The sequence below is a fragment of the Paenibacillus sp. YPG26 genome (assembly GCF_023704175.1).
Classification (GTDB): domain Bacteria; phylum Bacillota; class Bacilli; order Paenibacillales; family Paenibacillaceae; genus Fontibacillus.
In genome coordinates, this window is record NZ_CP084530.1 from 3,296,276 (window position 1) to 3,310,294 (window position 14,019).

A 14,019-nucleotide genomic window follows, 5' to 3' on the forward strand; every position below is an offset into this window, starting at 1 on the left:
CCGATCTCCTTCTTCGCGGCCGCAGAACTTCACATCCTCCCAATCTTGATGGACCCGAGTTATCTCTCCCCCAAAATCAAAATGACCCCTTAAAAGGGGTCATTGAGAACTCATATTAGAATATCTGTTCCGAATCTATTACAGGGATAGCAGATTATATAACATTTGCGCGAGTTCCGCTCTAGTTGTGCCGTTCGCAGGGTGTAGATTGCCCTTGTCCCCTTTAATCATTCCGGCCTGAATCAGAGCATTCAGCGCTTCGCTCGCATAAGGTGAAATCTTAGCGCCGTCATTGTAATCCTTAATCGATTGGCTGCTTGTCCGCTCAGGAAGCTGCTGTAATGACTCTAACACGCGATATACCAGAGTGAACATATCCTGTCTTGTAATCTCGCTGTCTGGCGCGAACTTGTTGTCTCCGATCCCAGTTGTAATCCCCAGCTTCTTGGCAGAAGCAAGATAACTCGTGTAATAGGTATGACCAGCATCCGAGAAGTTATCGGATAACGTATGATCCTCTTGAATTCCATATGCGCGCATAAGCATAACCAGGAATTGACCTCTCGTAAGGGACTCATTCGGGCTGAATTCGCCCTGACCTGTTCCAAGCGCGATGCCGCGGGCAGCATTAAAGGTAATCGCGTCATAATACCAGGCTGACGAAGTTACATCGTTAAACGTTACTTTCTGATATCTGATCATGTATGCTGCAAGCTCACCTGTCGTGAACTCAACGGCTTTGGTAATGGGGTTGTATTTACCGCGTACAGGTTCTAATTCACCTTTATCCTTGACTCTGGCGGCTATGATAGCATTCTGGTCCTCACCTGCCAGCAGGCTATATGGAGTACTCACCCATACTCTACCCTTATCCAGATCTGTAATCGCTCTTCCTCCTGCATGAACAGAAATATTGTAGACCGGTCTGCTATCAGACTCCGATTTAGCAATACGAATCTCTACTTGATTCACGTTGGCAGAGGAAGCGTTGACGGCTTGAATTGCACCTTGATCTAACGCTACCTTGCCCACACCAGCATCTATTCTCATTTGTGCCTTCGTGTGGTTGGCAAGTGCTTGGATTAATGCTTGCGGAATCCCCACCACTGCTGCTCCTTTGGCTTTCAATGCAATATCCAGAGCAACGGTCCTGCCTGCTTTTTCAGCCGCTTTTACCGCATCCAGCAGCTCTGCAGCAGCTGCCGAACTCAACGTAGCTGCAGCTTCTCCTGAACTGCCCGTTGATGCCGTGAGCTCAAGATGAAGTGTATTTACATTACCTGCTGTGCTGCTCTTAATGGAATATGCCTTATCCGTATTGTCGTTGTTGGCTCCACTAGCACTATTACCACCAGGAGGGACAGAAGGATGACTGCTGTCCTTGCCGAAAGCGGCAAGCTTACTAAAAGTTTGTCCCGCGCTATTTGTGGCAATGGCCAGCCAGGAATCACGGGTTATCGCAGCAAGATCTTTAACTGTGATGGAAGCTGATGCGTTTGTAACCGCTGCTGTAGCAATTGCTGTATTGCTGTATAGAACAGCATCGACGCTCTTGACTGTCAATGTTTTGGGCCTGGTATCAAAAGCAAAATCCAGCTCGTAAATGTCCTGATCCGCCGCTTGCACACCAATTCCATAGGAGTTCAATTTCGGTGTGTCAAAGTAGTTGAAGTCCTTTAGCTTCGGAGAGTAGGAATTCATGTACACCTTACCCTTGGCAAGGTTGAAATAGAGCGTCTTGTAGTACGAGTTGCCGCCCTCTTCACCCGTCTGATAATCGGTAAGGATCTGATACACCTTACGTTCTTTGGTTCCATCCCCATCGTCATCAAATCCGGAGACCTGGATCGCAGCGCCGTGGTAATGTCCGCCAAGGATCAGCTTCAGGTTAGGATTTTTAGCCACAACTTCATTTTGAAAATATTTGCCCGCCGTATCTAATTCCCCGGAAGCATTAACATAGTTGTGAAGAGCCAGCACGGCTATACGGTCCGGGTGCTCAGCCAGCACCTTGTTGATCCAGGCAGTGGAAGCCTGATCAAAATCATAACTCATATAGACGAAGATCAAATCTTGTCCTCCGGCGGTTACAAGATCATAATGCCCGATATTATTGTTGTATGAACCGCCGTACACACTATTGTTCTTGAACCGGTCTTCACCGAAGTACTTCTGGTAATTATGGTACCTTCCGTTATGGTTAGCGATATCATGATTGCCCGCCAGAACCCCGTAAGGCAGACCCGCATCCGACAGAATGTTCATGTACTTGTCCGCATATTCCCATTGATAGATTTCATCGATATCATCCACAATGTCTCCGGTGTGAACGACATATCGGGTATCCAGCCGATCCTTGTTCGCGGCACTATACTTGTTAAGAATCTCGAAATTGCTGGGGAACCGCTCGGAGTAGTACTGGGTATCACTTTCCCATGCAATTGTAAAATCATACTCAGCCGGATCGCCCGTACCATCCCAGGGTTGATCTTCATCTGAGGTCGGCTTGCGGCCAGCCTGCTGGCTGGGAGGCATTTCAATCCCCCTGCCTTGTGCGAGCACGTATACTTTGCCATCTCGCAGATAGCCGTCTGTCTCAAGCACGGCAGTTACTTTGCCAGCCTCATAACTGGAATCAAGCAGAATCCACTGATCCGCTGCCTGATTGCTGACGTATAAACGCACGTCTTTTCCATAATCCGTAGCAGCATCTATTGAAATCCGGAGTGAAGAATTCGCCTGAGCCACATCAAAAGCGTACATCTGATAAGGCAGACTCCCATTGTCGCTTGCAACTTGGCCTAGTTGTCCGCTTAGAGCGTCAGCGGTATGGTCCCCGGTCCCTTGATATACAGTAATTCCTTTGCCTACAGTCAGGGCTTGTGCTTCATGGAAGGACACGGTCGATCCTTGGCCCGCACTTAATGCGGCCGTTAGAGTTGCTGTATTACCCTGCGCCGTAATCGAATTCACCCCTGATATAACAGGGTGATTTTTGCTGGATGTGAACTTCCATTCCTTGGTGCCTGTGTTCCCCAGTTTATCTTGAACAGCCGCATTTAGGGTATGGGTGCCCGGACTGAGCTCAGACCCATTGAATGTGGTGCCGTTCAGCTTCTTGCCGTCCAATTCAAGAACAAGTGTATCTGATGCCACATCGGATGCATCCTGGTAAGTAAGCTTCATGTTGAATTCCCCATCAATATGGGAAGGCACATTTGACTGAATGACGGGACCTGTATTATCGACCCTCACACTTATCTCCTTACTGTCACCACCAGAGCTGAATGAAACCGTATGAGGCCCATCAGGCACTAAGGTGGTATCCCAATCTGTACGACTGGCATTCATTAATCCTGCAGGAATGGTAAAGTGCAGTTCTAATTGCCGCCTGCTGCTGTTCATTGTGATTGCATCGGTAGACTTCACCGCTCCATCCGGCAGCACTACGGTTCCATCAGGCCATGTCATGGTGAAATTGGTGATATTGAAATTATCACTGGCCGTACCTGGTGTCGTGTCCATGGCATCGATCTCTGTACCGGCCAGAATGTTCACCGTGATCTCGGCATCGCCAGCTTGATTGTACTTGAAGAGACTGCTGTCGATCAGCACAGCGCGCGAAGGCAGAACGTCATACCAGCGCGAGAACACTTGAACAAGCTTTCCATTTGCCAAGATCGCATTTTTCCGGCCATCCAGTCCGTTGATATCCAATGTGAAATATGCGCCCTGCTCCAGCGTGCGGGTGTTCTTCATTACATTGCCATCAACCTTGATATCCACGCCAGCGTTATTCCGGGCTCTGCCCATAATGCTAACCTTGCCTGCTACCGCTTCATTCTCCTTCAGATTAGAACGAATACCTGTGAACTCGCCTTGACGCGTTACGTTAACCCGGTGAATCGGCGTAGCTGCTGTACGGAATGTGTTAGCGGCCTGGGCATAATATTCAATGTACTCCCGATTGAGGTAACGGTCCGCGCCAATTTCAACGTAGAATTTCCCGGGAGTCCGCGTATTGAATGAATTGGATTCCTGTGCAGTCCACTCGGCAGATTGATCTGTGCGATAGAATACGGTGAAGCTCTTAATGCCCGTTGGATCTGAATAAGAATAAGGAATGCTTAGATCCTGGCCTTCCTCAATAAAGTTATATTGGCCGCTGCTGCCTGATAGCGATATTTTTGGAACAACACCAGGGTCCGCCTTGGGTGTTAATTGAATATCACTAACTTGTCCTGCAGTTGGCTCAGCTTGCTTGGCGATGGCAAGAGCCCCTGCCATTCCCTCTGCTGCCTGCAGATGAACACTCGTTCCTTCCGTGGTACCCGCATCCGCAGTGACATAGGAGTATGTAGACAGCGTTTCGTTACTGCCTTTGGCGGTAATTAAGATTTGTGCTGTTGTATTTTTCAAAGCCGTCTGGTTCTTAACGGAGAATACGGGCACCTCATTCGGCACACGCAGAGCTTCACGAAAGTCGGCTTCATCCGGCATGGTCTTCCCTTTGTTCTCCAGGTCAACCCGGCGCACCCAGAAGATAGCGGGCGAATGTGCTGGAATCTTGAGCACCGTCTCGTTGAATGTGAATGTCTTGTTCACGAGGGGCAGAGCTGACGTATCCGTGTAGATCAGATTGAAGTTCGCTCCAAAGTCCAGTTCATTGTCCGAGGCGTTGTACACCTCGATATAGTCCATACTGTCGATGGTATCACCGCTAAGGCCGGTGTAATCTTGATGCCGCGGGATATCATTCGGATATATTTCTGTTAAAAAGAGCGATGTATTCGGGTTGAAGTCAGGTATATCGAATTTCAGAGCGTCACTGACTTGGTTAGCGGAACCTTTTACCACAACATACAGATCCTGCGCGCCGGCTGCTAATCCTGTCAGTGCAATGGAAGTCTCGGCATTCCCACTAACAGGGGTGCCGCTGCCCGTCGTGTCGATGGCCGGTGCAGCAGCGCCGTCACTGACGATGGCATAGTAGTAGCTGCCCGCTGTGCTGGAAGTGAAGGTCGCTGCGCCGGCCGTTTCGCTGGACCGGGTAACCGTTCCGGCTGTCAAGACTATTTTGGAGAACAGCGTGGTCTGCGCTTCCCTTACCTGACCCGCGGAAGGGGCAGCCTGCTTATCCAGCGCAAGCATACCGGATGTACCTTGGGCCGCTTGTAGATGAACACTGGTTCCTTCCATGGATCCCACATCTGTTGTGTCGTAAGTATAAGTGGATATAGGCTCATTATTGCCTTTTGCCGTGATCGATATCGTGGCTGTCGTATTCTTCAAAGCCTTCTGATTGTTAACAGAGAAGACAGGAACCTCCGCGGGAATATGGTTGCTTGAACGGAAATCTGCTTCGCTTGGCATAGCAGCTTCACCATTCTCCAAGTCAACGCGGCGAATCCAGAAGACTGCAGGGGAGTGCGCCGGGATTATCACTTCGGGCTCATTATAGGTGAGTGCCTTGGATGCCGTCTCGGTATAGACAAGATCGAAGTCCGATCCGAAATTCAGTTCGGAATCAGAAGCGTTATATACTTCGATGTAGTCCATACTGTCAATCGTTGGGCCGCTTAATCCATTAAAGAGCGCATTGCGTGCAAGGTCATTAGAATATATTTCGGTAAGCCATAGTGCCTGGGTTCCCGTATTGCTTCCAGTATCGGAAGCGAGTACAGCGGCAGGCTGTAGTGCTGACGTAACCGTCAATAATGCCAGAAGACAAGAAAGATACTTTTTAACGCATTTGCTCATGTTATTTAGCTCCTTGTGTGCATGGATGCAGGATTCGTAATAGTGGGGTGACCTAACCCTCAAGCAACTAAGATAACAAGCAAATGTCATCAAGGATGCAGAAGTGTATTAATTATTCGACAAATTATTATGTATTTTTTTGTAAATCGACAAAAACGCCAAGAAGATAAGATCTCCTTGGCGTGCACTTGCGTTCGCGGACTCCGTCGTTACCCAAGCCTAATTCATTTCATTATATCGTTCGATTGCCTTGCTTAGCTTATAATTGAAATTCTCGGGTGTACCATCCGTGGTGTGCAAGAACTGACCCTTCAGATCAGAATCAGATACGGGCTCTTTCTTGTTGACGCGTTCAACGATTTTTGAAGCTGCCGCTTTGGCCTCTGTGGCTGCATCAACATAGTTCTTGATCGTGAAGCTGTTAACCCCTTCTCCTTGTATACGTTCCTTGTCCTTGGAAATGGTTATCAGCGTATTCAAATCCGCAGTCATGATATCGTACTTGGCTCTGAACTTCTTCATATCCAGCTTCAGCACATTGCTGGCGTTGATTCCCTGCTCATCGATTTCAATAGCCACTGCCTCGGCATCGATCATGAACTTCAGGGCATTATATCTGATCTGCTGGTCTGTGTCCTTAAGCTTTTGCAGCTCAGCCTGACGCTGCTCGTTAGCCAGCTTCTGCAGAGCGGTGAAGTATGTCTTGGCTGCGGCCTCATAAGCAAGGTTGGCACTGAGCAGCTTCGTATGCAGCTGCTTGCCTTTGGCGAATTGATCATCCACGTAGCCTTTCGTGTCATAGTAGACTTTCAGATCGTCCAGGACAGACAGCAGATCCTTGATCACCGGTGTCAGCTTGACCACTGCAGGATCCACATCTGCAAAAGCGGGCTGCTTATCAGTATAGCTATTCGCTTGATCAATAACCTGCCGCTCACTTTCAGCAACGTCAAGCATGATGAAGCCGAAGTTCTTATCGGTGACAAACTGCTTACCCGTCCCGAATTTGTTGAAATAACTATTCAAGACTTCATTAATTCGTCCTGTCATCAAATTGTTCAATTTCACATAGGCGTTGTGCTTCTCAATTTGCTTGCTCTCTCCCGGTGTAACGCCTGGTACTGCTTGATTCGTGGTGGATGTGCCTGATGAACAAGCGGACAACATGGCAGCCAGCATGATTATAGCTAGACATAATAATAACTTTTTCACTAATGGATTCCCCCGATTAATTAATTTATGGATTTCCAGCTGTGACCTCTTATTTCTATTTCTGATACGCCGTAAGAGCCAGTGTGATCTGCTGGATCACGAACTGAACATGCTTGTTGTCCCGGGTTAACCGGCTTGCCATAACCCCTCCCTCCAATGAAGAAACCACGAATGACGCGAGCGCCTCCGTATTCAGGTCCCGAGACAGTTCCCCATTCACAACCCCCTCGTCCAACAAGCTCTGAATGAAGGCCACGAATTGGCCATGTGCAGCGACCGCTTTCTCTCTAAGAAGAGGATATCCGTCATCCGCTTCAACCGCCGTGTTGAGCAAGGGACAGCCGCCCTCAATGGGCGAATGGTTGACAGGATCTTCGTACACCTTGCATACCGCTATGATCTTCTCAATTGCCGTCCCCGCCTGTGCAGCAGCCTTCAAGAAATTGTCCATCGACAGCCGTAATGCGTAATCGAACGCTTCGAGCGCGATTTCGTCCTTCCCTGAAAATGTACGGTAGACACCGCCTTTAGTGAGTCCCGTGACTTGGATAATGTCTTGTATTGAGGAGCCCGCGTATCCTTTCTGGTTGAACAGCTCCGCAGACTTTTCAATAATATGCTGGCGTGTCTTCTCGCCCTTACGCATGGCAGCAGCTCCCTACTCACGATAATATAACTGTTTTATTTTAACATTATGATGGCTTATTTGAGAAACATTTGCTATTATATAAAAAACCGAACGGTTCGGTATTTTTTAAATAGAGAAGGAGAGCTTGCTTATGACCCAAGTGAAAATTATCTGTATTCCTATTCTGCCAATGGGCATGGTGAATGCCTATTTGCTGCAAGGACCGGACGGCTGTGTCCTGATCGATGCTGGCATCCCGGGATCTGAACAGAAGATAGGCAGGACTCTGGCCAAAGAAAGACTGACTTTCAAGGACATCAAGCTCATCATTATCACCCATGCGCATGTCGATCATGCCGGCAGTGCCGCGAGATTGCGTGAACTTACCGGGGCTCCTATCCTCGCTCATGAAGGAGACGCCAAGCACTACAGCCGTGAAGAGGAGATGACTTTCTGCCCGACCGGACGCTTTGCCCGCCTGTTCTACAGAACAGGATTCATTCTTCAGCCTTATGAGGGCTTCATGCCGGATTTACTAGTTACTGGGCAGCAGGCTATGGATTTGCAGGCTTTCGGGATTCCCGGCACGGTTATCCACACACCAGGACACACCTCAGGATCTATTTCAGTTGAACTGGAATCAAAAGAGGCTATGGTGGGGGATCTGCTGGCATCCGGTATCTTACTCGGCGGCATCATGCGGAAGAGCCACCCGATCCGCCCTCCATTCGAGGACGACCCTCACCGGGTAGCCGAAGAGCTTCTGCGCTTACTCTCGTCCGGCCATCAGACATTTTATCTAGGCCACGGCGGTCCGCTCGGAGCAGCTGAGGTTCGCCGTCATGCTGACTATCTGAGAAGTCTGCCTAATGGGCCCAGAGCCTAGGCAGCGTCCGGAAATAACCTTGAAGAAACCGGCCTTTCTCCTGTTTGTTCCAAGGAGAAAAGCCGGGCAATGCCAGGATGTAATCCTGGATCTACCCGGCTTTAAGATGAATTATCCAGCTGTATTGCTGGTTCTTGGCCGTACCAGCCCTATCAGCACAATGCCAACCAGGGACAGCGAACCGCTGATGATAAAGAGCGGAACAAAGCCATCCGCAGCATAAGCGGCAATAAGTACACCTGCAAGGGATGGACCTAGTGTTGAACCTAACGAGCGGAACAGACTGATGTAGCCTATCGCCATCCCTGTCTCTGTCTGATCGACTACCTTCAGCATCAACACATTAAGCGGAGATCCGATAATAATGCCGATCCCGAAGCCCATGAGGAGAACGGTCAGCAAAAGAAACACAAGTGTATGGGGACTTACAGCGAGCAATAAAGCTCCTGTCAGAGTCAGTATGAATCCGTAGAGCAAGGTCTTCTTAGCCCCTATCCGGTCTGTCAGCATCCCTCCGAATAACGATGCCAGCATCGATGTAATAGCCAGCGGCGTCACCGTAAATGCTGAATCCCCCCGGGCCAGGCCCAGATTCATCTCCGCATACAAAGGGATGAAGTTGGCTGCCGTAGCCATAACGAAGCCGGATAATCCCGACATCACAAGCAAAGTTAGGGTTGTGGACCCGGTAAAATAACGGACCTGCATAACGGGATCCGGCTGCCTCTTCTCAACGAACACCAGAAGGGGAATCAGAATTATCCCTATGGCTGCAATCCAGTAATTCTGCAGGGTTATGCCCAGCATTATGGCCAGAATGACAAGCACCAGCAGAGCAATGCCCCCAAAGTCAATAGGTTTCACCACAGGATTCTGGGTGGGCTTGTACGTTCTTATCATAACCAGAATGAGCAAGCATACCGGGACATTGATCAAAAAGATCCACGGCCAGCTCGTGTTCGCGACAATTACTCCGCCTACCGCAGGTCCAAGTATGGAGCCTAATCCGAAGGCAACCCCAATCCATCCCAGTGCCCTCCCCCGCTGCTCCGGTGGATAGCTGCTCGCGATCTGAGCCGCAGTAATTGGGAAGATTCCCCCGGTTCCGACCGCCTGTATGGCTCTGCCAATCAGGAACACAATGAAATTAGGCGAGAAGGCTGCGCAGATCGAACCTGCTCCAAATAGGATAATACCGATGCTGAATACCCTTTTTCTTCCGAGCCGGTCTGACAGCTTGCCGATGACTGGAATACTGATTGCAAATACGAGCGTATATAAGGAGAAGCTCCACACTCCCCAGGATGCGTCTACTTCGAACGCGGACATAATAGAACTTAACGCCGGGCCAATGATGCCGTGATCCAAAGCCCCCATGAAGATTCCCAACAAAAAAGTGAACGTAATAAGCGCGCGTGAAGCCATACCCGTACTCGGCTGGGAGTGGATCACCTTTGATGCGGTTGACACTGCTTTTGCCCCCTTTTCAAGATTCATCTTGTCGTTATGCAGCTTTCAAAATATTATCGTCAGGAGCTTCAGAACGTCTGGTAATCCGGAATACAACGAACCAGATAATAATGAAGCCAATCCACTGCCCTATGGAGAGCAGCTGATCCAGGAATACCCAGTTCACGATGACCCCAATCGCCGGGAAGGATAGCTCCGCAAGCGTGGCGTAGGAAGCTTTCGTGCGGGACAGCCCCCGGTAGTACAACAGCATGCTGACGATCCCGGTTACAAGAATAATGAGGAAGAACAGTATATCCGAGGTGGTGAAGGCGCGTTCGAACATATGGCTCCAGCTGCTTCCCTCCGAGGCCACCAGCATCGCCATGAAAGGCAGGGCGAATAGGAAGCGCGATCCTGCTAACGTTTCGAAGCTGACCTTGCCAAGCAGATACCTTCCCGCCACCGTTCCGCCACCCCACAATACCGCTGCTCCTATGGATAACAGAGAACCTATTACCTTCTCTGGTGTGACGTCATGGAACGGGGTGGTAAAGCCAAAGGTCAATAAGTAGGTCCCAGCCAGGGCGATCAACAGTTCAATTCCGAACGTTCGCGGTAATTTTTCCTTCAACAGAATCCTTGCAGTGATCAATACAATAATAGGCTGGAGCTTCTGAAGCAGCAGGACAACGCTGGGATGACCATACTGAAAGGCTGCCGTGAAGAAAATATTCGCAGCGCCCGAAGCGCCCCAGGATATGAATAATATAGCGCCCCACTGCTTAAAGTTCAGTGTCTGCAGCTGGCGGCGGCCGATCCATACGACCGGGATCGCGTACAAGCACAAAAGCAGATGCTCAACAAAAACAACCTGGGCAGAGGTTAAATGTGTCCCCAGCGGTGTCCTGAGAACTCCTCCCAGCCCCCAGAAGGCAGCCCCGAAAGCAACAAGCAAAATCCCGATCGTCTCCATGGTCAGCGGCGTTCTTGATTTGATCAGAGAATACTCTGAGCTTGCATTCATAAGTATAGTCACCTCTATGTATTTATTGGTTAGTCTATATAAAGGGGAAGATGGAAGCTGGCCTCCGCAAGTGACGGGGCCAAGCTTCCAATCCCACTAATTATTATTTCTTCTGTGTATAGTTGGCGTGTGTATCCATCAGGAAGCCGTAAGTAGCAAGGTGATCATGGAAGATTTGGGCGGCTGCTGCGGCAGTCGGCTTTCTCCAGTCCGCTTGCAGCTCACACAGAACAGATGGCCAGCTGGTCAGATTGGCTCCTGCTTTCGTCATACGCTGCATAGCCGCTTCACCAGCAAGCTTGCTCCAGCTTCCGGATGCGTCAACAACCGGATATACATCATAACCGTCCTTCTCCATCTCGAGTGTCGGGAACATGACGCAGGTCTCCAAAGTTACGGCAGCAATGATTACTTTCTTACGGCCTGTCTTCTCCAGAGCCTGCCGGAACTCAGGCCAGTCATAGGCATTAATGACACCCGGACGCTGGATCAAAGGTGCATTTGGCAGAATTTTAGGGAGATCCGGCAGGATTTTGCCGTTTGGCCCGCTGTCCACACTTGTACTCAAGATTACGGGAATGTTGAACGCCTTGGCCACTTTTGCCATCGCAATGACATTGTTCTTGTATTCATCCAAAGATTCGATGTCTCTAATCCCCTGCATCAGACCCAGCTGGTGATCAACCAGCAGAATGACACTGTTCTCCGGAGTTAACGGCTCCTCCTCCAATTTCTTCTTAAGCTCCTGTGCAGAGTTCACCTTGGCTTCCGTCTCGACCTCAGGCTTCGCGTATGCCGCCGGGCTCCCGATTGAGTTCGTATACAAAGCCAATCCTAAAGACAATACTCCAACAAGGGGAATCCAATTTTTCAGCTTGATTTTCATTTTTCAATTACCTCCATATGATTTGGTTTAGTTTAATAGCCGAATTCCTATTTTGTTCCGGTAAGATGCTTGCTGCGCAAAGCTGTACATCATCGCAGACATCCCTTCGAGCACGCGAGCCATACGAAGTGGTCCCGCATCCAGCGCCTCAAACGGCATGAAGTTGACCATCTGGATAAATTCGTTCTTCGCCTGTTGGTCGTCGCCCACGACTAACACATGGCTCTTCATTTGATCAAAGTAAGGTGAGGATAACGTGCTGGCAAATGTATTCTTGAACGCGCCGATCACTTTGGAATGCTCTAACTCTCCGGCTATAGACTCGGATGCCGATATCCTCCATAAGGGTTCAATGTCTCCGCCTACATCAATGATTGGATTGGAAATGTCTATAATCACCTTGTCGGCCAACAGCGGCTTCAACTCCCCCAATACGGGATGGTCCTTTTGGTATCTCATGGCAAGGACCACATATTCGCTTTGCTCGGCAGCATCCTGGTTAGATCCCCCGGTGATTTTGCAGTGTGACAACAGCTCCGCTATTTTCTTGCCTTTATCCGCCTCTCTTGATCCAAGACATACGGTATTTCCCGCCTCCGCAAACGCCACCGCGAGCCCTTTCCCCATGCTCCCTGTTCCAAGGATCCCTACTTTCTTCAGTTCTCTCACCTCCCCTGCTGGGCGACTCTAGCTTAAGTTGACGCTGCAGCTTGCTACAGTAGAATCATAGGGCATAGTCTGGTTAAGAGAGAATAAGTTAAATTTGTTGAATTAAAACTAAGTTTTCCTCCTGATTTTACAGGTTAAATTTAACAATAGGTCCAAAAAAAAGGGGCATTCCCGGTCAAGGGCTGCCCATCTATCCGCTTTTCTGTTGTTTTCGGGAGCTCATAGAGATTTGATAGAACTCGGACGCTTTTTTATAAGCGCCTTTCTTGTGATAGTATTCTGCGATTTCGTCTGCGAATCTGGCAACCTCTACTGCAAAATCCCCATCAATTGCATACTGAATCGCTTTCTGAATCTCACGTTCATACCTCTTCTCGTCATTCTTCTGAAGATATACACCTGCTCGCGTATGCAGAAGCAATAAGTGCTGGTAAGGCCTCTTGTCTTCTTCAACAATGGTCTCTAATCGCTCCAGATAGATCTCCACATTAGTCCAGTCCTTCAGCGATACATAGAGCTCCACCAGGCGCTTGCAAGGCGTAATGCCCTCCCATTCCAACTCGGCCTCTATATAGAGCTCAATCGATCGTTTGAAGTGCTGAATAGCCACCCCGGGATTCGTACCTTGATGGATTCTGCCGTACCGGTATTCAATATAAGCAAGCTGCCTGCTGTCCTGTTCCTGTAAAAAATACACGTGGGCTTTCTCAAGCTGGGATAAGGCGAGCTCAACTTTTCCGGCTTTGAAGTTGCTGTTCGCCATCCAGAGCAGCGTACTATACGCTCTCTTGTCATCCTGACATTTCACAAACATGTCGTGTGATTTCTCCAGCATGAAATAATGCGTAATATAATCACCTGTCGCGCCTCTCGCGCTGCTGATATTATTGTAGAGCATTCCCTTTTCCAGATCGGTCAGGAGTTCGCTATAAGACAAGGCTTTCGTATAGAACGAATCATAGGCCTTGTACTCTTGGGTGAAGAACTTCGTATTGCCGCAAGCCATGTAGTAGTAGCACAAGTACTTTCTATCTTCATCACACTCGGGCTGCTCCGACACCCTGTACGTGGAGAGCTGGTACAGCTCTTCAGCCATCTTGTAATCTACGACACTATAATACTTAATTAGAACGCTGAACAATTTCAGATAAATGGATGATGTCTGAGTCTCTATCGCCTGAAGCTGTAAAAAAGCAACGTCTTCCTCAGTAATAGCGCCCCGGTTCCCATAGAAATGGTAAGTATTGTCCCAATAACGCTTGCAAATCTCCGTTATTCGCTCATCGTAGTTCACTTTGCGGGCATCCGTTAGATAAGCGGCGCTGACTTGCAGGCGCTCTGCAATCTGCTCAATGAAGCGCTGGGATGGATTAACCTGACTGGTCTCTACTTTGCTCAGATAGGCTACCGATGAGATTCCATCGGCTAATTGACCCTGTGTCATTTTGAGATGCAGCCGAATTTGTCTGATTCTGTCTCCAATCTTCATTCTCTATACTCCT

General features: G+C 49.1%; 9 protein-coding genes. 1 reads left to right on the plus strand and 8 read right to left on the minus strand.

What is annotated here, in order from left to right:
- Positions 1-138: 138 nt before the first annotated feature.
- The 3 genes from LDO05_RS15655 to LDO05_RS15665 all read right to left on the minus strand — a co-directional run bounded on the left by LDO05_RS15655 (position 139) and on the right by LDO05_RS15665 (position 7,618).
- Positions 139-5,760, minus strand: coding sequence for an S-layer homology domain-containing protein (locus LDO05_RS15655; RefSeq protein ID WP_251376277.1), 5,622 nt, complete (start codon positions 5,758-5,760; stop codon positions 139-141).
- Positions 5,761-5,979: 219 nt separating this feature from the next.
- Positions 5,980-6,972, minus strand: a complete 993-nt coding sequence (locus LDO05_RS15660; protein WP_251376278.1) for a YiiG family protein — start codon at positions 6,970-6,972, stop codon at positions 5,980-5,982.
- A gap of 55 nt (positions 6,973-7,027) precedes the next feature.
- Complete coding sequence (locus LDO05_RS15665; protein ID WP_251376279.1) at positions 7,028-7,618, minus strand: TetR/AcrR family transcriptional regulator; 591 nt, start codon at positions 7,616-7,618, stop codon at positions 7,028-7,030.
- 133 nt (positions 7,619-7,751) lie between these two features.
- On the opposite strand from LDO05_RS15665, the gene LDO05_RS15670 reads away from it, so the two are divergent.
- Positions 7,752-8,486, plus strand: coding sequence for an MBL fold metallo-hydrolase (locus LDO05_RS15670; protein WP_251376280.1), 735 nt, complete (start codon positions 7,752-7,754; stop codon positions 8,484-8,486).
- Positions 8,487-8,597: 111 nt separating this feature from the next.
- Here the strand turns inward: LDO05_RS15670 and LDO05_RS15675 are convergent, their stop codons facing one another.
- The 5 genes from LDO05_RS15675 to LDO05_RS15695 all read right to left on the minus strand — a co-directional run bounded on the left by LDO05_RS15675 (position 8,598) and on the right by LDO05_RS15695 (position 14,006).
- The gene (locus LDO05_RS15675; RefSeq protein WP_251376281.1) at positions 8,598-9,956 is read right to left on the minus strand and encodes an MFS transporter; all 1,359 of its coding nucleotides are present in this window, start codon (positions 9,954-9,956) and stop codon (positions 8,598-8,600) included.
- A gap of 34 nt (positions 9,957-9,990) precedes the next feature.
- A complete protein-coding gene (locus LDO05_RS15680; protein ID WP_251376282.1) occupies positions 9,991-10,962 on the minus strand; it encodes a DMT family transporter in 972 nt (323 codons plus the stop codon).
- Positions 10,963-11,065: 103 nt separating this feature from the next.
- The gene (locus tag LDO05_RS15685; protein ID WP_251376283.1) at positions 11,066-11,848 is read right to left on the minus strand and encodes an isochorismatase family protein; all 783 of its coding nucleotides are present in this window, start codon (positions 11,846-11,848) and stop codon (positions 11,066-11,068) included.
- Positions 11,849-11,875: 27 nt separating this feature from the next.
- The gene (locus tag LDO05_RS15690; RefSeq protein WP_251376284.1) at positions 11,876-12,517 is read right to left on the minus strand and encodes an NADPH-dependent F420 reductase; all 642 of its coding nucleotides are present in this window, start codon (positions 12,515-12,517) and stop codon (positions 11,876-11,878) included.
- A gap of 190 nt (positions 12,518-12,707) precedes the next feature.
- Positions 12,708-14,006: a helix-turn-helix domain-containing protein gene (locus tag LDO05_RS15695; protein WP_251376285.1), complete on the minus strand. Its 1,299-nt coding sequence runs from the start codon at positions 14,004-14,006 to the stop codon at positions 12,708-12,710.
- Positions 14,007-14,019 lie beyond the last annotated feature (13 nt).

Excerpts from the sequence above, each read along its gene's own strand:
- LDO05_RS15670 (WP_251376280.1), top strand. The coding sequence starts at position 7,752 with ATGACCCAAGTGAAAATTATCTGTATTCCTATTCTGCCAATGGGCATG.
- LDO05_RS15655 (WP_251376277.1), bottom strand. The coding sequence starts at position 5,760 with ATGAGCAAATGCGTTAAAAAGTATCTTTCTTGTCTTCTGGCATTATTG.
- LDO05_RS15695 (WP_251376285.1), bottom strand. The coding sequence starts at position 14,006 with ATGAAGATTGGAGACAGAATCAGACAAATTCGGCTGCATCTCAAAATG.
- LDO05_RS15685 (WP_251376283.1), bottom strand. The coding sequence starts at position 11,848 with ATGAAAATCAAGCTGAAAAATTGGATTCCCCTTGTTGGAGTATTGTCT.
- LDO05_RS15680 (WP_251376282.1), bottom strand. The coding sequence starts at position 10,962 with ATGAATGCAAGCTCAGAGTATTCTCTGATCAAATCAAGAACGCCGCTG.
- LDO05_RS15665 (WP_251376279.1), bottom strand. The coding sequence starts at position 7,618 with ATGCGTAAGGGCGAGAAGACACGCCAGCATATTATTGAAAAGTCTGCG.